Below are 21,223 nucleotides of genomic sequence, written 5' to 3'. Positions count from 1 at the left end.
ACTCTGCTATTATGTGGAAAACTTTCTATAAAGATGTGGGAAATTGCATAATTTATTGGATAGTTTGTCATTGAGGCTTTTCATTTGAGAAGCCTTACATTTTAGAGCCAAAGAAAAATAAAAAAATCAGGCCACTTAAAATAGCCTGACTCATTTATTATTAAATTACTTCTTCACTTACTAAACTTGATTCCATTAAAAGTTTAATTTCATTGATCTTATTTTGATTAAATAAATCAACAATTTTACTTCCAACAATGACTCCATCGCAATCTTGGCTTAATTCTTTTACTTGTTCTGGGTTAGATACACCGAATCCAGCTATTACGGGTTTATTACTAACTTCTTTAACAGTTTTTAAAAAAGATGACAAGCTTGAGTCTAACTCATTTCGAACACCAGTAATCCCTTTTACGGTTACTGTATATAAGAAACCTCTTCCTTTTTCAGCTATTTTTATGATTCGATCTTTTGGTGTTGCCATTGTGACTAATCGAATTAGTTCTATTCCAAATCCTTCAAGTTGATGATTAATAATTTCTTCTTCCTCGATTGGTAGATCAGGAATAATACAGCCATCTACTCCTGCTTGACTAAGGTCAGATACAAATCGGTCAATTCCATAAGCTAAAATAGGATTCATATATGTCATGACGATTAAAGGTACAGAGATTAATTTACGTACTTCTTTTATTTTTTCAAGTACAGCTTTTAAAGTTGTACCAGCTTGTAATGCTCGTATTCCCGCTTGTTGAATGACTGGTCCGTCTGCTACTGGGTCTGAAAATGGAATACCAATTTCAATTGCTGATGCGCCAAACTTTTCTAATAAAGCTAGTCTGCCACCTAATACTTCAAGACCACCATCTCCTGCCATTACATAAGGAATAAATAGCTTTTCACCTTTTTTAAGTCGTTCTGTAAATTGGAATTCAATTCGATTCATTATTTAGCCCCCTTTAATAGTTCACGAACAGTATGAACATCTTTATCGCCTCTACCAGATAAACAAATAACTAAATTTTCATCTCTGTTCATCGTTGCTGCTAGCTTTATTGCATATGCAACTGCATGTGCACTTTCTAATGCTGGGATAATTCCTTCTAATTTTGCTAGCAATTGGAATGCTTCGAGTGCTTCTTTATCCGTTATCGACTCATATTTCACTCGCTTAATATCCTTTAAATAACAATGCTCAGGACCTACCCCTGGGTAGTCAAGCCCTGCAGAAATAGAATGGGCTTCTTGTATTTGGCCATTTTCATCTTGAAGTAAATACATTAATGCACCATGTAGTACGCCTGGTACACCTTTTGTTAAAGATGCTGCTTGCTTTTCTGTATGGATTCCATGCCCAGCCGCTTCTACTCCATATAACTTTACACTTTCATCCATTATAAATGGATGGAACATACCAATTGCATTACTTCCTCCGCCAATACAAGCTACTACTGCATCAGGAAGTTTGCCTTCCTTCGCTAAAAATTGTTGTCTCGTTTCTTTCCCGATTACACTTTGGAAATCTCGTACCATCATTGGAAAAGGGTGTGGCCCCATTACTGATCCTAATAAATAATGAGTGTCATCTACATTTGCAACCCAGTAACGAAGCGCTTCATTTACCGCATCCTTTAATGTCGCACTTCCTGATTCAACACTAATCACTTTTGCGCCCAGTAATTCCATTCGGAAAACATTTAATTCTTGTCTTCGAACATCCTCAGCGCCCATGAAAATAACACATTCTAAGTTTAATAGAGCACATACTGTTGCAGTTGCTACACCGTGTTGCCCCGCTCCTGTTTCAGCAACGATTTTTCGTTTCCCCATGCGAATCGCAAGTAATGCTTGACCAATCGCGTTGTTAATTTTGTGAGCACCTGTATGATTTAAATCCTCACGTTTTAAATAAATATTGGCTCCTTGGGCATGCTTAGTTAAATTCTCTGCAAAGTAAAGAGGTGTTTGGCGACCTACGTAATCCTTTGACAATCTTTCAATTTCCTCAATAAATGTTGGATCATCTTTAATCTTTGAATAGGCTTCTTCTAATTCCGTAATGGCTTGAACAAGCGTTTCAGGTATATATTTTCCTCCATATATACCGAAGTGACCTTTAACATCTGGAAGTGTGTAAGTTGACATTTAAATTCCTCCTAATTTAACTTTTTTTATAAAACTTATTATTTTTTCTTCATCTTTTTTTCCGTTCGTTTCAACTCCACTGCTAACATCAACCATTATCGGTTTTACGACGCTACTTGCAGGTATTACATTCTCAATCGTCAATCCACCAGCTAAAATCAAATTATCTATATTCTTTGATTTAACAAGATCCCAGTTAAATGTTGTTCCATTTCCGCCACGGTACTTCCCACTCGGGCTATCTACTAAAATATAATGACAATCATATTCTGCAATTTTTTCAACATCCTTTTCCGATTGAACGCGTAATGCTTTTATTACTGGAAGGGATAATGAACGACAAAATTCTGGCGTTTCATCTCCGTGTAGCTGAAGATGGGTTAAACCAACTTCATGGTAGATGGATTCTAATCGCTCCTTTGTTTCATTTACGAAAACGCCAATCTTCATTACCGAATCTGGCAGTGATTCGATAATCTTTTTTGCCTCAGTCATTTCAATTTGTCGTTTACTTTCTGCAAATACAAATCCAATCGCATCAGCACCTGCATTTATTGCACTTTGGGCTGTTTTTAAATCCGTAATACCACAAATTTTCACTTTCACTGCTTAGCCTCCTTTAAAATAGGAACCATCAGCTCTTTCATGTTTGACGATAATTCACTGCTCCTCATTAATGCCTCTCCGACTAAAATTCCATTTGCTCCAGCATTTCTTACACGTTTTGCATCATACTGATTGAAAATTCCACTTTCACTAATTATGAATCCTCCATTTGCTTGAATAAGTGGAGCTAGTCTTTCTGTTACACTTAGATTCACTTCAAATGTTTTTAAGTTTCTATTATTAATGCCATATAGCTCGGGCCTAATTTTTAGCGCTTTTTCCAAATCTTCTTCATCATGTACTTCCATCAATACTTCAAGATTTTGCTGCTTAGCATATTGATATAAGTGATTCAGTTCTGTAAAAGGTAATGCAGCCGCAATTAGTAAAATAATGTTTGCTCCATGCTCTTTTGCGATATCTATTTGAACTGGATCGATAATAAAATCCTTGCATAATATCGGAATATTAACGGAATCCCGAACGATTTTCAGATCTTTAAAGGAACCTTTAAAGAAAGTTGTATCAGTTAAAACAGAAATTGCAGCTGCTCCATTTTCTTCATATTTCTTTGCTTGTTCTGCGGGATTCAGATTTGTATTAATATCACCTTTAGATGGTGAAGCTCGTTTAAACTCCGCAATGATCGATAAATTGTCTGCAGCTTTTAACTGTTCAATTAATGATAATTTCTTTGTTTCGTTCGTTATTTTCCGACTTATCGCTCTTAAACTTTTAATTTCGATTTGTTTTTGAGAAATGATTCGATCTAAAATAGTTTCCATTTAAATAACCTCTCTTTTTAGTTTGCTAGTTTTTTCGACTAGTTTTTGTAATTTCTCATAAGCCGCGCCAGAATCGATGCTCTCTTCAGCCTTTCTAATACCATCTGTAATTTGATTGACAATTCCTGAGGTATAGATTGCTAAACCAGCATTTAATAAAACTGTATCTCTAAAAGCTCCTTTTTCTCCTTTTAATACTCGAAGTAGAATATCTGCATTCCTCTTTGCATCTCCACCTTTGATTTCTGTATTTGAGTAACAAGTTAATCCAACTTCTTCCGGGTGAAGTGTCATCTTTTTCAGTTCATTATTTTCAAGTAGGACGATATGATTTTCGCCAGCTAACGATGCTTCATCTAAATGCCCTGCACCGTTTAAGACAATCGCTCGTTTACGTCCTAATTTATTTAGTACTTCTGCAAATACTTCTAAATAATCTCTTCTGTAAATTCCTAATAGTTGTGTCTCTAATTCAACTGGATTTGTTAGTGGTCCAATTAAGTTAAAAATGGTTGGAATTTGCAACTCACGTCTAACCTTCATTACTTTTTTTAATCTTGGATGAACATATGGAGCAAATAAAAAAGTAATTCCTATTTCATCTAAAAGCTCCTCAGAAGCTTGTGTTGGGATCGATAATTCCACACCTAATTGTTCTAATACATCGGCGCTACCTGTTTTGCTGGACATACTACGATTTCCATGTTTTGCAATTGGAATGCCACTTCCCGCAATAACAAATGCCGAAGTTGTACTTACATTAAAGCTCAATGAGTTATCCCCACCTGTTCCACAATTATCAATGACATTATGAAACTTTCTAGTAAATCCTACTGTATGATTACGAATAGCGTTTACTAGTCCTGCTATTTCATTTACTGTTTCACCTTTAGTTTTTAAAGCAACTAAAAATGCTGCAATTTCGCTATCTGAAATTTGGTCATCCTGGAGAATCTGGCCGACAGCTACTTGCATTTCTTCTGCTGTAAATGACTCTCGATTAGCTAAGCGTTGAAGGTACTCTTTCATCTTTTAACTCCTCCTTTATCTCATTTAAAAAGTTTAATAAAAGTTGTTTCCCGTATTCTGTTCCAATCGATTCGGGATGAAATTGCATACCGTAGATTGGATATTTTCGATGTTTAATAGCCATAATTTCTTGATCGTCCATAGAAAATGCCAAAGTTTCAAGTAATGGCGGTATCGTTTCCTTTTCAATTACTAGTGAATGGTATCGCATAACCTCTAATGGTTGAGACATATAGGCAAATAAGTTACTACCGTCATGTCTAATTTTCGATGTTTTTCCATGTTTGATTTGTCTAGCTTTCCTAATTTTTGCACCGAATGCATAACCGATGGCTTGGTGTCCTAGACAAATGCCTAGAATTGGGACAGTCTTATAAAACGTTTGAATCAGTTCATTCGTTTCATGTTTCTCTTCGGGCTTACCTGGTCCAGGAGAAAGAATGATTGCTTTTGGATTCATTTCTTTTATTTCATCAATCGAAATTTTGTCATATCTAGCGATCTTCATTTCTTCGCCAAGCTCGCCTAAAAATTGATAAAGATTGTAAGTAAAAGAATCATAGTGATCAATTATTAATATCATGATTTTCCTCCAAAAAAGCTTTTAGTTTATTAATCGTTTCTTCATATTCATGTTCCGGTTTGCTGTCATAAACAATGCCTGCTCCTGCTTGAATATAGGCCATTTGATTTTTTAAAATCATCGTTCGAATAGCTAATGCAAAATCAAGGTTTCCATTAACGGATACATAACCGACTGCACCAGAATATACCCCTCGTTTTGAACTTTCTAATTCATTAATGATTTCCATTGCTCTAATCTTAGGTGCACCGGATACAGTTCCAGCTGGTAAACAAGCTATAAGCGCATCAAGTGAAGTATGTGATTTTTTTAATTGCCCACTAACTTCAGAAACAATATGCATAACATATTTGTATCTCTCAACGTTCATGTATTTTTCTAATTCAATTGTTCCAAACTCGCAAACTTTGCCTAGATCATTTCTTCCTAAATCAACAAGCATTTTATGTTCGGCAAGTTCCTTCTCATCTTGTAATAAATCTCTTTCGATCTTTAAATCTTGTTCATTCGTTAGCCCTCTTCGTTTCGTACCGGCAATTGGATTTGTAATGACCTGATTATCTTTAACTTTTATTAAGCTTTCTGGGGAAGTACCGGCAATAACACTATCGCCAAAATCGATATAATACATATATGGTGATGCGTTTTGGATTCGTAATTTCCGATAATAGTCAAATGGATTTCCTTCAAATTTTGCTCCCATTCGATGGGATAGAACAACCTGGAAAATATCTCCTTTTTGAATAAATGATTTTGCCTTTTCTACTTTGGACATGTAGTCAGCTTTACTAACTTCAGACTCGAAAGTAGAAAATACAACAGGTTTTATTTCCTCTCCTTGATATGAGTTAGTGACAATTACTCTCTTATACTTCTGAATTTCACTTTTCAAATCTTCTAATGTTGTTTCATCGGTAAGCTTTGTTCCAACTAAATGAATTTTCTGTTCTAAATGATCAAATACAATAATGACTTCAAAAAACATTAAATGGAGATCTGGCATTCCAATCACATCTTCCAACTCATCACCAATTTCCTCAAATTGGCGAATCATATCATATCCTACATATCCAATACCTCCACCAATGAATGGGATATCCAATATTTCTAAGCAATCCTGCTTCGGTATTAACTCTTTCAGTTTTAAAAGTGGATTTCCAACAAACTCTTCTTTTTCGCCATTTTTATAGATGATTTGGCCACCTTGATTTGTCCCGATCAATTCAAAAGCTGGTTTTGAACCAACAAATGAATAACGGCCAGAATCTTTATGCTTAAATGAACTTTCAAATAAAAACTTTTTTCTAGCGGTCAATTTCTTAAATACTGAAATCGGTGTAAATAAATCTCCCATTATTGTTTCAATGATTATTTCTGTTTTGTTTTGTACTGACAATTTGTTCGACCTCCAAAAAGAATAATGAATATAAAAAAAGTCCCCTATACGCACGAATATTGTGCATATAGAGGACGATTAGTTTCTACCGCGGTACCACCTCAGATTGGATCAGATTGGATCTGAATCCCACTTTTCAGATACGGGAATTAATGACGTTTTCAATTCCGATATCCTATCCTTTTAACGGTGGAAATCCGTGCATCCCTACTTTATTGTTCAAGATGCCTCTCGTAAGCCCATTCGATAAAGGTTCCTGTATTAGACTCTCACCATTGTCTAACTCTCTGTGACATTCACCAATATTTACTCTTCTTACTCAGCGATTTATTATGATTTAATTTTAAAGAAATACAAAAAGGGCCCCTCGTCTTAAAAAGGACGAGAGACCCGTGGTGCCACCTTCATTAGCTGATTAACAGCTCGCTTTGTCGGTATCCAATCAATTTTTCATTGAATACCCGTCTTTTATAACGAGAAGACTACTCGCCAAAGCCTACTACTTGTTTAAGGTTCGGTTTGAATGCTCGGAAGTCCATTCGCGATTACTTTCACACTGATTCGCACCAACCATCAGCTCTCTTTAGTTTCCGTAATCGTTACTACTCTTCGTCAACGCAAAGTAATTATGGATGTTTTTTTAAATTAATTGTCCTTATATTATTATGCAAAAAATAAAAAGTCAACAAGTTTAATTCTACAAGATTCGATTTTTCTACTTTTCGAAAATCAATCCTATACGTTTTTGTTACGCTAAAAAATAGAATCATAAAGTTTTTTCATAAGAGGTCTCATTGCATACACAACCTAATTTTGGAAAGAATAAAACCAATTAGACCTTCCATCAATGAGGTATCAATATGAGAACCAATACAACTACAATTAAGTCGAATAAAGAAGAATTTTTATCTAATAATCTTAAAAATAATATTGAAATGGTTCAAGAGTATTTAAGACATACAGAAGATTTGGTTGTAAAGATCATCCATAAAAATGATCAAATTTTTGCTATTTTATTTCTTGAATCAATGATAAAAATAGAATCGCTTCAATCATATATTATTGAACCTATTTTAAGAGATCGAAAAGATGAAACAGGCAATATTGTGAAATCATATGAGATAAAAAACTCAAAAATTATTTCAGAATTAGGAGATAGTTTATTAGACGGATTTTGTCTAATTTTAGAAGAAAATTGTTCAATTGGAATTTTGGCAGCAGCTTCAGACGATAAGGAACGCGCAATTCAAGAACCTGCTAATGAACAAAATATTAATGGTGCTCACGATGGTTTTATAGAAAGTATCAATACAAATATACAAATACTAAGAAAAAGAATCCGTACACCTGAGTTAAAGATTAAGTATTTTACGATTGGTAAGATTACGAATACGAAAGTTGCTATGGTGTATATCGATTCAATTGCAAATCGAAAACTTGTCGAGATCATAGAAGAAAGGATTTCAGGGCTTGAATTAGACAGTCTTCGTTCAACAGGACAACTAGAAGAATTGATTGAGGATAGTACGTTTTCACCATTTCCACAAGTATTAAATACAGAAAGGCCAGACCGGGCTGTATCTTATCTTTTAGACGGAAAAATAAATTTACTTATAGATGGGAGTCCTACAGTTTCTATAGTGCCAGTTACCTTTTTCGCTTTTTATCAATCTCCCGATGATTATAATCATCGTTGGTTGATTGGATCATTTTTTCGAATTATTAGGGTAATTAGTTTTATTATTGCAATTAGCTTACCTGCCATTTACATTGCAACCGTATCCTTCCACTCTGAAGTATTACCATTAGGTCTTCTTTATTCAATTAGGGTTTCTTTAGAGTTTGTACCATTTCTCCCTCTCGTCGAAGCTTTTGCAATGCAAATCATATTAGAGCTACTAAAGGAAGCCGCTATTAGACTACCGTCTCCCATCGCTCAAACTATTGGTATAGTTGGTGGGCTAGTTATTGGTACAGCAGTAGTTGAAGCACATTTAGTATCAAACACAATGATCGTTGTAATTGGTTTTACAGCCATTGCTTCGTTTGTAGCACCAGTTAGTGAAATGGGTACTAGTATGAGATTATTGGGCTTTCCGACGATGATTATGGCTTCAGTACTAGGCTTCTTTGGGATCACACTAACTTTAATGTTAATTTTTATGCATATGTGTAAATTAAAATCATTTGGTATGCCATATTTTTCTCCGATGGCACCTTTTCGAAAGGAAGATATAAAGGATACTTTCTTTAGACTCCCTTCTTGGAAACAAAATACAAGGCCAACTGATGCACGTCCACAAAAAGTTGTACAGCAAAGAATATCTAGGGTGTGGAAGAAAAAATGATAACGAATAGTAATTCCATTTCTAAATTACAGTTCTATTTTTTTATTATACAGTGCCAAATCGGCATTGGACTACTCTCATTACCAAATGCGGTTCAAACTACGGCAAAAGGTGACGGGTGGATCTCGACCCTAATTGCAGGTGTAGCAGTCCAAATTACTACATTTATTTATTGGTTATTATTAAGAAGATTTCCAAATGCAACGTATACAGACATTACAAAAAAAATTTTTGGTAAATATGTAGGAAAGTTCTGTAACTTATTTATTTATATCTATTTTATTATGATTGGAAGTCTAGCTTGTACTCTTTTTATCAGAAGCATAAATTCTTGGTTATTACCGTTAACTCCTATGTGGATTCTATCATTAATTATAATTTTATCAAGCATTTATTTAACAATTAGTGACTTAAGAATCATATCGAGATTTTTTGTATTAGCCTCGGTTTTGATCATCCTTCTATTTTTACTATCGTTCTTTACGTTTTATTTACCAAAAGAATTTCGCTTTATTCTGCCGATAGGGCATTCAGGAGTGAAAAATATCATTTTAGGAAGTCATAAATCATTACTCTCAGTATTAGGATTTGAAAGTCTTTTACTAATTTTTCCTTTTGTGCTAGATACTGAAAAAGGAATCTTAAAAACCGTGAGTCTTGCCAATTTGTCTGTTACATTATTTTATACATATTTTACCTTTATTTGCTTAGTAAGCTTTAGTCCAACTCAACTTCTGCAAATTAGGGAACCGGTTTTATATTTATTTAAAGCCCTTTCATTTGAAATGATTGACCGCTTAGATTTGATTTTTTTGTCGGTCTGGATTGTACCAATGACAACCTCAGTAATCATTTACTTATTTTTATCAGCTAAAAGTATTAGTAATGAAAAGTCATTTAAAAAAAATGTTTTTATTAGTGGAATCTTAATTTTTTTCATCACAGTCATACCGTTTGATGAGGATCAACTAGTTATTTTCGATAAATATGTAACATATTTAAGCTATGTAGTTGTATTTGGACTACCTCTTATACTGCTATGCCTATCCATCATCGTTTCTAAAACTGTAAGGAGTGAGCAATTATAAGAAAACCTTTCTTAATTACGTTATGTTTGTTTACCTTTTTTTTAGCTAGCTGTTGGGACCAAAATCTACTAGTAAATAAAAAAATGGTTAATGGCATTAGCTTTGATTTAGATCAAGAAGATAATGTATTAGCTATAGTGAGGGCCTTAAATATAGAGAATAAAGGTGGCGGACAGTTTGAACTTAAGGATGAACTTGTTAAAATAAAGCGACCTAGTGTATCAGGAATGGAAATTGACGTTAATAATAAATTACCTGGACTAATTGATGTAAGTAAAGCTCATATTCTCTTAATTGGTAGAGATATGGCAAAGAAAGGAATTAACCCTATTTTAGAGCTCATCTATCGACCAAGACAAGCTTATATTTCAAGTAGGGTCGTCATTGCGGAAGATAAAGCATCAGACCTTATATCACTCGATTCTGGCACTAGCCCTATTGCATTTGTTATATTAAAAGGACTACAATCTGCTGAAAATACAACAAAGATTCCGAAAGAAACTGCTTTTACAGCATGGACCCAAATTACAGATACAGGTAGAGATATCATTTTACCTTTTGTAAAAAAAGACGAAAATGACAAAATTACGATCGGTGGGGTAGACCTATTTAATGGCGATAAGTTTACAGGAATTAGTTTACCTAACGAAAAAGGTAGTCTTTTATTGTTATTAATGGATCGTTTAACAAAATATGGTGAAATGTCTATAGAGTTAGGAGAACATAAATCACTTTCTTTTAGGGTTAAACAAATAAAAAGAGATTTAGATGTTAAAGTGGATAAAAAGACGAAGAAAATTACTTGTAAACTAAATTTGGTCATAAATTTATCAGTCATTAGTTATACAGCAGATAATGCAGGCCAAAAGCTAAACAAAGAGAAGTTAAATAAAGATATTTCACAAGTGCTTACTAAGCAGGCAAATGAAATCACTAATTCATTACTCGAGGCTAATTGTGATGCATTAGGAATTGGAGGAATCTTATCTAGCTCTTATCCGGATTTATGGAAAAAAATAAATTGGGAGAAAGACTATAAGGATGTGAAGTTTAAAACTTCCGTAAAAGCAAAAATTAATGCAATTGGACCTGTTTTTTAAAAGATACTATTTATTATAGATCATTCTCATCTGCAACATATGTAAGGATTTTAAAGCTATTTTTTAGGAGGAACCATACTTTGAGACTAGGTAAAAAAAATGACACATTCTTTGAAATGCTCTTAAATATTGCAAATAATGTAAATGAATGTTCGATTTATTTTGATGACTTTAAAATAAAAAATGCCACTGATTTAAAAACATTCTCTAAAGAAATGAAAGCTTTTGAAACAAAGGGTGATACATATATTCATCAAATTATCGTTGAATTAAATAAAACATTTATTACACCAATTGAACGTGAAGATATACTAGAACTAGCTAATAAAATGGACGATGTACTAGACGGAATGGAGCAATGTTCAGCAACGTTTGAAATGTACTCCATCGTTCAAATTGATGAGTTCATGGTGAAATTTGTCAAAAATATCCGAAGTGCTGCGAATGAAATATTAAAAGCAATTCAGTTACTTTCAAGAAAGAAATTATTGGAAATGCGCGTACATGCGATCCAAGTAAAAGATTATGAGTCACAGTGTGATGCGTTATTGCGTACTTCCATTAAAGAGTTATTTAAAAATGAAAAAGATCCAATCAAAATCATTCAGTTCAAAGAAATTTATGAAATGTTAGAATCAGTTTCAGATAGTGCACAAGATGTAGCAAATACACTTGAACAGATTATTATGGGTAATGCGTAAATAAATAGTAACTAAAAAATACAGCCTAATGATTAGACTGTATTTTTTATTGTTTTCTTTACTCTTTGTTCAACTAATTTAAAAAAGATTCCTACTTTATTTCTCGTAATACTTTTTAATTAATTCAATAAATATTTCCATCGATTTCGTATGAAGTTCGATTTTATCTGTGATAATCGAAAAATTCCGTTGGATTGGTGTTCCTTCTACTTTAAGGTAATCAATCGTATTTAACTGCTTTTCTTTTTTTATTGCTAGCTCAGATAGATAGGTAATTCCCATACCAGCTTCAACCGCTTCTTTAATTAATTGTGTACTACCAAACTCAATTATATTTTTAGGACGTATCTTTAATAATTCAAATAGTCGTTCAGTCGCTTCCCTTGTGCCAGATCCTTCTTCCCTTACAATCCAAGTTTCATTTTCAATTTGATTCAATGTCACAGCTTCAATAGCATAGATTTCGCTATTAGTCCCCGCAATAATGTGCATTTCATCATTTGCAAAAGGTTGTATATTTAAATTTTTATGATTTGCTACTCCTTCAACTATACCAATATCAATTTGATAGCTTAGTGCAGCCTGAATAATTTCCCGAGTATTCCCTATTTGCACTGATGGAATGACGTTTGGGTAAAGCCTCTTCATTTCGGCTAAAATTTGAGGTAATACATATTCTCCAAATGTATAACTTGCACCTATTTTAAGATAGCCACTAGCCTCATTCATCAAATCATTTACAAGTGTCGACATACGCTTGTATAAACCAGTTATTTCTTTAGCATGCAAATAAACAATTTCTCCAGCCTTCGTTAGCTGAACATATTTATTCGTTCTAATTAAAAGTTTTGCACCAATATGCTTTTCAAGTAATTGAATTTGCTGGCTAACGGATGGTTGAGTCATATGTAACTCTTCTGCCGCTCTTGAAAAGTTCCTTTTCTCAGCGACCGCCATAAAAACTAAAAGTATTTGATCCATACTCTATCTCCTAGTATTAGATTTACTTATTATCCATCTTATCATCATTTATTTTTCTTATAATAAAAGATTTGATAAAACAGGTAAATAGTTAGGATTCATTTTTTAGGGATCAGTCTTCTTTGACTTTTCGACCAATTATTCTAGGATTTTTACGATAACCTTATCTTGTCGAATAATTGATTGGAACGAATGTTGATCGACTCCTATGGAAAATGTGGGAGGCGAGCATTCTTTAGTGGAAATCGATCTCACTCAACGTTCTTTGCAAGAGTGCATCCATTTTCAATATGAATCAGTCTTCTTTGATGACTTAACTTTTCGAATTACATTAATTGCAAAGTAAGCTAATACCATAAAAATAAGATAGATTGATGCATAAAACCAGTACTCTTTATTGGTAAGTTTATTACTTAGAAAACTTAAAATGAAGAATGTTGTCAATGAACCTAATAATAGTCCAATTAATGTTTTTAAACTCATTATAATACACTCCCATTAAAGTAATTTTAAGTATTTTAAAGAAATCCTTTTACTGTCTATATAGTCCATTATTGGTAAGAATATTCCATGCTAACCGATCTAAAGTGCAAAATTAAGCACTTTAGATCGACTATTCCCAATAAGAAAAGACTGATTTATATAGAATCAGCCTCCTCTTTTACTATATTGTACTCCGACTTCAATTAGTTCACTTATAAACTCTTTAATATTACCTACTAGTACACCGCCATGACCTGTACACATTACACTACTATCAAACCGAATTATTTTTCTTAGTCCACTTAGAAAATACTCTAAGTGTTCTGTTGATACTCCTCCATCTCCCAAATACTTTATCCACTCATTTCTAAGGTCATCTCCTATAGAGACTAGTCCGTCTTTTGATAAAGGATCACCAAAGAAACATAAGAAATCACCAGTAAAAACTGCTTTTGTTGGACGATGATAAAAAATGACTGAACCTGGTGTATGATATCCAACTAAATCATAGTCAAATTCCTTTATTACTTCAAAATCATCAAGGTCATTACTAAATTGAGTTAATTCAAGTGAATCAATTAAAGCATTATCATTTGAATGGATAAATTTCCTAGCGTTTTTAAAAATACGAGAACCATCAATATGATCTTCATGTCCATGTGTAGCTAAGAAGAGATGGACGTCTTCTGTTGTTTTACCCAATTCAGTCAGAGCTTTCCTAATATACTGGGAATGGATTTTTTTTCCTGAATCAACAAGAGTAACACCATTATCTTGAATGATAAAATAGCAATTATTATATGACTTCCATTCGGTATCCCATATCGCTAATGCGTATATGTTATCGACCACCCGTTCAAAAGAAACTTCCACGTCTTCACCTCCACAAAATATAGAGCATTCTTTGCATAACTTAAATAGATCTGAAATACTTACTTTATAGTGTTCGATATTTAAGACAAATAACCTTTTATCTATATGTTCTATAATTATTACGAATAAATAGTATGATCGATTCATCAGAAGTAAAAAGCCTGATCCACTATATGAAAAATACAAAGACATAAATTTAACTTTTCAGAAAAAAATAAATTAGAAAATTAATATGCTATAATTCTTCTAATTTTATAAATTATAGTCCTGGAAGGAGCGTTTAATGTGGGAAAAGAACTAAATTTAAAGAAAAATATTGGCTTTTTCGTATCAACGTCTTTAGTAATCGGTACAGTAATCGGTTCCGGAATCTTTATGAAACCTGGAATCGTACTGTCTTCAACTGCTAACTCTACTATGGCTCTTTTAGCGTGGATTATCGGTGGCGTTATTACACTAGCAAGTGGATTAACGATTGCTGAAGTAAGTGTAAAAATCCCTAGAACTGGTGGATTATATGCTTACATTGAAGAGGTTTATGGTGAGAAATGGGGATTTTTATGCGGTTGGGTACAAACCATTGTCTATGGACCAGCTGTTATGGGTGCTCTTAGTCTTTATTTTGGCTCTTTATTGGCAGATTTTTTCGGTTTTCAGGGAAGTAGCAAATTGATTGGTATTATCACAATTATATTGCTTGGTGGTCTAAATATATTAGGCACTCAACTTGGTGGATTTATTCAAACTATCTCTACTGCAGGAAAACTAGTTCCTATTATTTTAATTGCGGTTTTTGGTATTCTTCAAGGGGACGTATCAGTTTTTAATGCAGAGAGCGGTAGTTCTACTCATGCAATTAGTATGGGCGCAGCAGTATTAGCCACTTTATGGGCATATGACGGTTGGATGAATGTAGGTTTTATGGCAGGTGAAATGAAGAATCCTTCAAAGACTCTTCCTAGAGCAATTATTTCTGGTATTGTAATTGTTATTTTAGCTTATCTTTCTGTTAATATCGCAATGCTACATGTTTTATCTGCAAGTAAAATTGTTGAATTAGGTCCTAATGCAGCTACTGCGGCAGCTTCTTCACTATTTGGAAATATCGGTGGAAAAATTCTCGCCATCGGAATTTTAGTTTCTATTTTTGGCTGTTTAAATGGCAAAATTCTTACATTCCCAAGGGTTACATTTGCAATGGCAGAACGAAACTTCCTACCTGGTTCAAAAGTATTATCTAGTATTCACCCTAAATTTAATACGCCAGTAGGCTCAACAATTTTTCAAATTGTTTTAGCATTAGCAATGATGATATTCTGGAACCCAGATCGACTTTCTGATATGGCTATATTTGCAGTCTTTTTATTTTATGGACTAGCATTTAATGCGATCTTCATATTACGTAAAAAAGATAAAGGTGGAAATAAATTATATAAAGTACCTTTATACCCTATTACCCCGATTGTGGCAATTATAGGTACACTTTACATCATTGGTAGTACGATTATAAATGCACCATTAGATGCACTTGTGTCAATTGGTATTGCAATTGTTGGTTTACCTGTTTATTGGAAACTAAAGTCAACGATTACAAGCGATGAAAAATATAAAGCAAGTTAATAGATAATAAGATTTTAAAGTTAATAAAAAGCAGGTAAAAGAATTCACGATCATTTACCTGCTTTTATGTTTTCTATTATTTATGTGCAAAAAATAATAATTGAACTAAGAATAATACAGCAAATAAATAAACAAATGGATGCACGTCTTTAAATTTACGTTTTACGATTTTCATAATCGGATAAGAAATAAAGCCTAAAGCAATACCGTTTGCAATACTTGAAGTTAATGGCATGCTAACAATGACTAAAAATGCAGGGAATGCTTCTTCAAAATCATCCCATTTAATCTCCGAAATACTCTTAATCATAAAACAGCCAACGATAATTAAGCTAGGCGCAGTTATTGCAGCAACTTCTGATACAGAACCGATCATGGGGCTAAAAAATGCTGCAATTACGAATAGCACTACAACAGTTAATGATGTTAAACCAGTTTTCCCACCAGCACCAACACCAGCAGAGGATTCTACTGTTGCTGCAGTCGGACTTGTTCCTAGCATCGCACCAACAATTGTACCAATTGAATCAGCAGAGAATGCACTTCCTCCCTTTTCTAACTTATCATTTTTGATAAGACCTGCTTGTTTAACAATTGCTAGTAAAGCTCCTGTTGTATCGAATAACATAACAAGTAAGAATGAGAATATTACACTATAAAGTCCATACTCAATAATGTCTCTCACTGAATCAATTGGGTTGTATACTAAAATTCCTTTTGGTAAATGAGGCATAGCAACAAAGCCATTTGCAAAATTTAACTGACCGGTAAAATAGGCAATTACACCTGTCGTAATCATCCCTAGAAATAATGCTCCATTTAAGTTAAGTGCCATAAATACAATTGTTATTAGTAAACCGATCAATGTAAGTGCAACTTTAGGGGAACTAAAATCACCAAGTTGAACTAGATTAGTAGGATGATCTGCGACAATACCTGATAAACGCAAACCAATAAAGGTGATAAATAAACCAATTCCAGCAGCAATTGCATGCTTTAGGTTAGCAGGAATTGCTTGAATCAATTTTGTTCGGAAAGATGTTAAAGAAAGTAGTAAAAATAAAAGTCCAGTAATAAAAACAGCAGAAAAACCTACTGAATATGGAAGATTATGTCCTCCAATTACAGAATAAGTAAAATAGGCATTTAACCCCATAGCAGGTGCAATAACGATTGGATAATTAGCTATTAATGACATTGTTAAAGTGCCAATAATTGTAGCTAAAATAGTAGCTAAAAACGCCTGGTTAAATGGTACACCCGCATCTTTTAAAATCATAGGATTAACAATAATGATGTAAGCCAATGTTAAGAATGTAGTTAAACCGGCTAAAACTTCAATTTTAAATGAAGTTTTTCGTTCTTTAAGTTGAAACATGTAACGACTCCTTTATTATACTAAAATAAAAAAACTACCCACTTTTCAGGAGAAAAAGCAGGCAGTTTTACATTGTAAAGAAAACAAAAATCCAGAGCTCTTCCTCATAGTCTAGCAGTTTACGGATGCTAGGTAGAAACTCTTGAACCATATTTCCAAGTTTATATGAGAAAATATTAATATATTTTTCCATCATACGACCTACCTTACAGTCTGTCAACAAAAACATTATTGTTATATAATTTAGAAAATATTATAATGAATGTGGATAAAATAGTAGTAAATAACAATTGTGTAAAGGTACCTTTAGGAAAAGTCGAATGGTATTCTCATTAAAATGCTATATATGTTATTCTGAAACTATAATTTAGAATTTAAGGGGTTGTTTAACATTCGTTTAAATAAATTTATAAGTGAGTCTGGAAAGGCTTCGAGACGTGGAGCGGATAAGTTAATTAGTGAAGGAAGAGTAAAATTAAATGGTAGAGTAGCAAAAGTCGGCGATCAAGTTGAACCTGGTGATGAAGTAATTGTAAATGGTGAACATATTAGACTAGCTCGAAATCATGTTTATATAGCCTTAAACAAGCCAGTAGGTATTACAAGTACTACTGAAAAAGGTGTTAAAGGGAATATTGTTGATCTTGTAAACCACCCCTTACGTATCTTTAATATTGGAAGACTTGATAAGGATTCTGAAGGCTTGATTCTCCTTACAAATGATGGAGATATCGTAAATGAAATTTTACGTGCTGAAAATAGGCATGAAAAAGAATATATCGTATCAGTCGATAAACCAATAACTTCTGACTTTTTAACCAAAATGTCTGAAGGGGTAAAAATATTAGGTACGAAAACTTTACCATGTGAAGTGAAACAACTTTCAAAATATGATTTCCAAATCATTTTAACACAAGGTTTAAACCGTCAAATTCGTCGTATGTGTGAGGCGCTTGGATATGAAGTCTATCGATTACAAAGAACTAGAATTATGAATATTCATCTAGGTAATCTACCAATTGGTCAATGGAGAGACTTATCTAAGAAAGAAAAAACTCAGTTATTTAGAGAATTAAATTACGAACCAAATGAATGGTAAATAAAAAAATCTGATTCAATTTTAATTGAATCAGTCTTTTTTTGCCCAAAGAACTGTTGAATTGAATTTCATTAACCTAATTAGCATGATATTGTATGTCTAGTTTACTTTAAACTTTTATGATTTTCATTCATCAACCAAAAAAAGCACTACTTCTAGTAATGCTTTTCCATCGAATTCTTATTTATTTTTTATCATATAGTATAAAAACCAATTTGCATGAATACCATCTTCAATGGCTGCACGATAAAAGACATTTTTAATCGTTTGATTCGTTGTACTATCAGCAATTTTTAAATAAAAACGACTATCGTATTGTTCTCCGATAAATGAGCCCTCAATACCTTGTTTAAAGGTCTTAGCACATACTTGAGTAATACTTCCTGTATAGGTTCTTCCAGTTAAAATTCGATAAATTTGCTGGAACGCTTGATAATGTCGAACATCATCTTCCCGAATTTCATTAATTACTTTCTTTGTAGCATCGTTAGGCGCTTGGCTGACTAACTCTGCATAGCAATTGATTGCATTATATTTTAAGTTAATTGCTTTCTCAATATCTCTTTCTAACTCTGTATCCATCTGTCTATAATAATCAAAATAATAATTTGAATTTTGATAAGAATACATACCTTCCCCTCCTCTTTATTCCATAATACTGTATGCATAAATGGAGATTTGAGTGTTTGTCTAGATTAAGACAGAGTAGTGTTTAGAAAAAAGTAAGGGAAAGATTTTCTGTTTTTTTATTCTCTTTATTTTTCTCCCTAAACTAACAGTATGAAAAAGCAGTTCAAAGTGGGGATAATAGCTAAAAGGGACTGATTTAGAATCTGTCCCTTTCACGCCGTTGAAAAAAGAATTTGTCAATTAAATTGTTGGATGATCATTGATAGGTAATAAGTGTCGCGTTGATTTCCACTACAGGTTGCTCGCTTTCCATGGGGCGAGACCTGAGCCTTCTCGGCGTCCCGCCTGTGGGGTCTCAGCCTTCCCGCATCTCCCATAGGAGCCTGGCAACCTTTCGTTCCAATCAAATTCTTTATGAAAAATAATAATCTTAAAAACATTGGAATATTCAATTTGAACGGATGAATTACACTTATTCTTCAACATCAAATTGAAAAACTAATGGAGACGACTTACACATCTTTGCAAATATTGATTGTCAAAAAGAACATATTTTTAATTTTTGACAGTAGTTAAAACATTTATTTTTCAAGCAATACCACTGTTTTTTCAATAAGATGACAAAAAAATAATAAAAATTCTTTTTCCTTGAAATTCATATAGTATTCCAATTTTTCAATATTGACTACAATATACTTCAACACTCAAAAGGGACTGATCCATTTGAATCTGTCCCTTTTAATGATTTTAGAAAATCTATCATTCCAGTAAAATTAATGTACAAGTAAGTCCTTCTCTAACTGATTGTATTCATCAACAATTAAACTAATTAAGTCATTCGAGTCTGATAATTCTGAATATTTAACGAGCAACTCTTCTACAGAATGATCCTGTAGGAATCTTTGTAGTGCAACGGCTTCATGATCATCATTATTTTTATAAAATAGAGCAACTGCAATCGCTTTAACTAAATAGTTAGGCGTTATCCCAAAGTTTATTAACTCCCTTGCTGGCTTAATAAAACGGTCATTAGCTCCTAATTTACGGATTGGAGAACGAGCCACTCGAGTTAATTCATCTGAAATGAATTCATTATCAAATCTACCGATTATTTTTTTAATATAAGTACTATGTTCATCTAAATCAAAGTTATATTTTTTAACTAATAACTTACCTGTTTCGTCTAAAATAGAACTAACAGTATCTCTAATATTCTCATCAGAAATTGCTTCTTTAATTGTTTTATATCCGTAGAAATTCCCTAAATATGCAGTCGCTGCGTGGCCAGTGTTTACAGTAAATAATTTCCTTTCAATATAAGGAAGTAAATTCTCTACATAAGTCACACCATTAATTACTGGAACTTCACCTATCATTTTTGATTGATCTATTACCCACTCATAAAATGGTTCTACTGCTACTAATAATTTATCTTCATGATTTTGAATTGGAACGATTCGATCAACTGCAGCATCCGGAAAACTGACCGACTGTTCAGTTTTTTTCTTCTGAGATAATGTCATGTTCAAATAAACTTCTTCTCTTAAAAAAGTACTTCCACCTATCATATTTTCACATGCTATTATATTTAACGCTTTATCTGATTTCTCAATCCTTTCAATTAAACCGTCGGCAAGTAGCTTTGCTATTTTAGGAAGAATAGAAGGACCTACTGCAGTTGTTATAATATCTGCCTGTGAGATTACTTTTGCTACTTCCTGGGGATCTTTCAGACTGTTAATCCCTCTAACATTTGTTATCTTTATTTTTTCTTGGGTATGATCTGCCAACATGACAGTATATGATTTCTTCTCATTTAGTTCATTAATAATCTCTTCATTTACATCAACAAAGCAAATCTCATATCCTGCCTTGTGTAATAATTGTCCTATAAATCCTCTTCCAATGTTTCCTGCGCCAAAATGTACAGCTAACATCTTACTCCTCCTCGCTAAACATTAAAATTAGTTCCTCTTTTGATGTGGCCGCAACTAATTTATGTACATTTTCTTCTTCTGAACAAAGGATCGCAATTTGGGATAATAGCTCAAGATGCTCATTATCTTTGCCCGCAATACCGAATACAATCTTTACAATATTTCCGTTCCCAAAGTCTACTCCGTTAGGAATTTGAAGAATCGAAATCCCAGATGAGATTACCTCTTGTTTAGACTCCTCAGTGCCATGTGGAATCGCAATAAAATTACCCATATAAGTTGTTAAGGACTCTTCTCTTTCAATCATTTTTTCAATATAATTTTCCTTTACATAACCGTTACTTACTAAAAGATTCCCTGCTAAACGAATAGCTTCATCTTTTGTTTTCACATCTACATTTAATAAAACATTTTCTGTTGGTAATACTGTTTGAATCATTA

20 protein-coding genes, 1 riboswitch and 2 other annotated features are annotated in these 21,223 nt (G+C 33.1%); of the genes, 6 read left to right on the top strand and 14 right to left on the bottom strand.

Annotation, left to right across the window (positions count from 1 at the left end):
• Positions 1 to 160 precede the first annotated feature (160 nt).
• From trpA to trpE, 7 genes are read right to left on the bottom strand one after another with little or no spacing between them, the layout of a single operon-like run.
• Positions 161 to 946, bottom strand: coding sequence for a tryptophan synthase subunit alpha (trpA, locus tag ACSBO6_RS01565; RefSeq protein WP_098845529.1), 786 nt, complete (start codon positions 944 to 946; stop codon positions 161 to 163).
• Positions 946 to 2,145, bottom strand: coding sequence for a tryptophan synthase subunit beta (gene trpB, locus ACSBO6_RS01560; protein WP_498844065.1), 1,200 nt, complete (start codon positions 2,143 to 2,145; stop codon positions 946 to 948). Before trpB ends, trpA begins: the two co-directional genes overlap by 1 nt.
• The gene (locus tag ACSBO6_RS01555) at positions 2,146 to 2,751 is read right to left on the bottom strand and encodes a phosphoribosylanthranilate isomerase (protein WP_098845527.1); all 606 of its coding nucleotides are present in this window, start codon (positions 2,749 to 2,751) and stop codon (positions 2,146 to 2,148) included.
• Positions 2,748 to 3,536, bottom strand: a complete 789-nt coding sequence (gene trpC / locus ACSBO6_RS01550; protein ID WP_498844064.1) for an indole-3-glycerol phosphate synthase TrpC — start codon at positions 3,534 to 3,536, stop codon at positions 2,748 to 2,750. Before trpC ends, ACSBO6_RS01555 begins: the two co-directional genes overlap by 4 nt.
• Positions 3,537 to 4,565, bottom strand: coding sequence for an anthranilate phosphoribosyltransferase (gene trpD, locus ACSBO6_RS01545; protein WP_498844063.1), 1,029 nt, complete (start codon positions 4,563 to 4,565; stop codon positions 3,537 to 3,539).
• Positions 4,537 to 5,148, bottom strand: coding sequence for an anthranilate synthase component II (locus ACSBO6_RS01540; RefSeq protein WP_098845524.1), 612 nt, complete (start codon positions 5,146 to 5,148; stop codon positions 4,537 to 4,539). The genes trpD and ACSBO6_RS01540 overlap by 29 nt, the downstream gene beginning before the upstream one ends.
• Entirely contained in the window at positions 5,132 to 6,502 is a 1,371-nt protein-coding gene (gene trpE / locus ACSBO6_RS01535) for an anthranilate synthase component I (protein WP_498844640.1), read from the bottom strand. The genes ACSBO6_RS01540 and trpE overlap by 17 nt, the downstream gene beginning before the upstream one ends.
• A gap of 109 nt (positions 6,503 to 6,611) precedes the next feature.
• Positions 6,612 to 6,876 (bottom strand) — a binding site (T-box leader).
• A 42-nt stretch (positions 6,877 to 6,918) separates the two neighbouring features.
• Positions 6,919 to 7,169: a binding site (T-box leader), on the bottom strand.
• Between the two features lie 235 nt (positions 7,170 to 7,404).
• On the opposite strand from trpE, the gene ACSBO6_RS01530 reads away from it, so the two are divergent.
• From ACSBO6_RS01530 to ACSBO6_RS01515, 4 genes are all read left to right on the top strand, one after another.
• Positions 7,405 to 8,892 (top strand): spore germination protein, encoded by a 1,488-nt coding sequence (locus ACSBO6_RS01530; RefSeq protein ID WP_498844062.1) that lies wholly within the window; start codon positions 7,405 to 7,407, stop codon positions 8,890 to 8,892.
• A complete protein-coding gene (locus ACSBO6_RS01525) occupies positions 8,889 to 9,980 on the top strand; it encodes a GerAB/ArcD/ProY family transporter (protein ID WP_498844061.1) in 1,092 nt (363 codons plus the stop codon). The genes ACSBO6_RS01530 and ACSBO6_RS01525 overlap by 4 nt, the downstream gene beginning before the upstream one ends.
• Positions 9,974 to 11,080, top strand: coding sequence for a Ger(x)C family spore germination protein (locus ACSBO6_RS01520; RefSeq protein WP_498844639.1), 1,107 nt, complete (start codon positions 9,974 to 9,976; stop codon positions 11,078 to 11,080). Before ACSBO6_RS01525 ends, ACSBO6_RS01520 begins: the two co-directional genes overlap by 7 nt.
• An 80-nt stretch (positions 11,081 to 11,160) precedes the next feature.
• Entirely contained in the window at positions 11,161 to 11,781 is a 621-nt protein-coding gene (locus ACSBO6_RS01515; RefSeq protein ID WP_498844060.1) for a DUF47 domain-containing protein, read from the top strand.
• A 96-nt stretch (positions 11,782 to 11,877) separates the two neighbouring features.
• Here ACSBO6_RS01515 and ACSBO6_RS01510 read toward each other — a convergent pair whose 3' ends face one another.
• From ACSBO6_RS01510 to ACSBO6_RS01500, 3 genes are all read right to left on the bottom strand, one after another.
• Entirely contained in the window at positions 11,878 to 12,762 is an 885-nt protein-coding gene (locus ACSBO6_RS01510) for a LysR family transcriptional regulator (protein ID WP_498844059.1), read from the bottom strand.
• A gap of 285 nt (positions 12,763 to 13,047) precedes the next feature.
• Positions 13,048 to 13,245 carry a hypothetical protein gene (locus ACSBO6_RS01505; protein ID WP_098845518.1) on the bottom strand — a complete coding sequence of 66 codons (198 nt, stop codon included), beginning with the start codon at positions 13,243 to 13,245 and terminating at the stop codon, positions 13,048 to 13,050.
• A gap of 165 nt (positions 13,246 to 13,410) precedes the next feature.
• Positions 13,411 to 14,118 (bottom strand): MBL fold metallo-hydrolase, encoded by a 708-nt coding sequence (locus ACSBO6_RS01500; protein WP_180232881.1) that lies wholly within the window; start codon positions 14,116 to 14,118, stop codon positions 13,411 to 13,413.
• Between the two features lie 285 nt (positions 14,119 to 14,403).
• On the opposite strand from ACSBO6_RS01500, the gene ACSBO6_RS01495 reads away from it, so the two are divergent.
• Positions 14,404 to 15,738 (top strand): APC family permease, encoded by a 1,335-nt coding sequence (locus tag ACSBO6_RS01495; protein ID WP_098845516.1) that lies wholly within the window; start codon positions 14,404 to 14,406, stop codon positions 15,736 to 15,738.
• A 76-nt stretch (positions 15,739 to 15,814) separates the two neighbouring features.
• Here the strand turns inward: ACSBO6_RS01495 and ACSBO6_RS01490 are convergent, their stop codons facing one another.
• Positions 15,815 to 17,116, bottom strand: coding sequence for an NCS2 family permease (locus tag ACSBO6_RS01490; RefSeq protein WP_098845515.1), 1,302 nt, complete (start codon positions 17,114 to 17,116; stop codon positions 15,815 to 15,817).
• 87 nt (positions 17,117 to 17,203) lie between these two features.
• Positions 17,204 to 17,305, bottom strand: a riboswitch (purine riboswitch).
• A gap of 193 nt (positions 17,306 to 17,498) precedes the next feature.
• Here ACSBO6_RS01490 and rluF point away from each other — a divergent pair.
• Positions 17,499 to 18,215: a 23S rRNA pseudouridine(2604) synthase RluF gene (rluF, locus tag ACSBO6_RS01485; RefSeq protein ID WP_098845514.1), complete on the top strand. Its 717-nt coding sequence runs from the start codon at positions 17,499 to 17,501 to the stop codon at positions 18,213 to 18,215.
• 180 nt (positions 18,216 to 18,395) lie between these two features.
• Here the strand turns inward: rluF and ACSBO6_RS01480 are convergent, their stop codons facing one another.
• The 3 genes from ACSBO6_RS01480 to ACSBO6_RS01470 form a co-directional block, all read right to left on the bottom strand.
• The gene (locus ACSBO6_RS01480) at positions 18,396 to 18,845 is read right to left on the bottom strand and encodes a ferritin-like domain-containing protein (RefSeq protein ID WP_498844058.1); all 450 of its coding nucleotides are present in this window, start codon (positions 18,843 to 18,845) and stop codon (positions 18,396 to 18,398) included.
• 773 nt (positions 18,846 to 19,618) lie between these two features.
• Positions 19,619 to 20,782, bottom strand: coding sequence for a mannitol-1-phosphate 5-dehydrogenase (locus ACSBO6_RS01475; RefSeq protein WP_098845511.1), 1,164 nt, complete (start codon positions 20,780 to 20,782; stop codon positions 19,619 to 19,621).
• Between the two features lies 1 nt (position 20,783).
• Positions 20,784 to 21,221 (bottom strand): PTS mannitol transporter subunit IIA, encoded by a 438-nt coding sequence (locus tag ACSBO6_RS01470; RefSeq protein ID WP_098845510.1) that lies wholly within the window; start codon positions 21,219 to 21,221, stop codon positions 20,784 to 20,786.
• Positions 21,222 to 21,223 lie beyond the last annotated feature (2 nt).

Source organism: Bacillus sp. AL-1R (assembly GCF_052180195.1).
GTDB lineage: Bacteria > Bacillota > Bacilli > Bacillales > Bacillaceae_G > Gottfriedia.
Note: the sequence above shows the minus strand (reverse complement) of the source record. Positions and strands in the feature narration are given on the sequence as shown.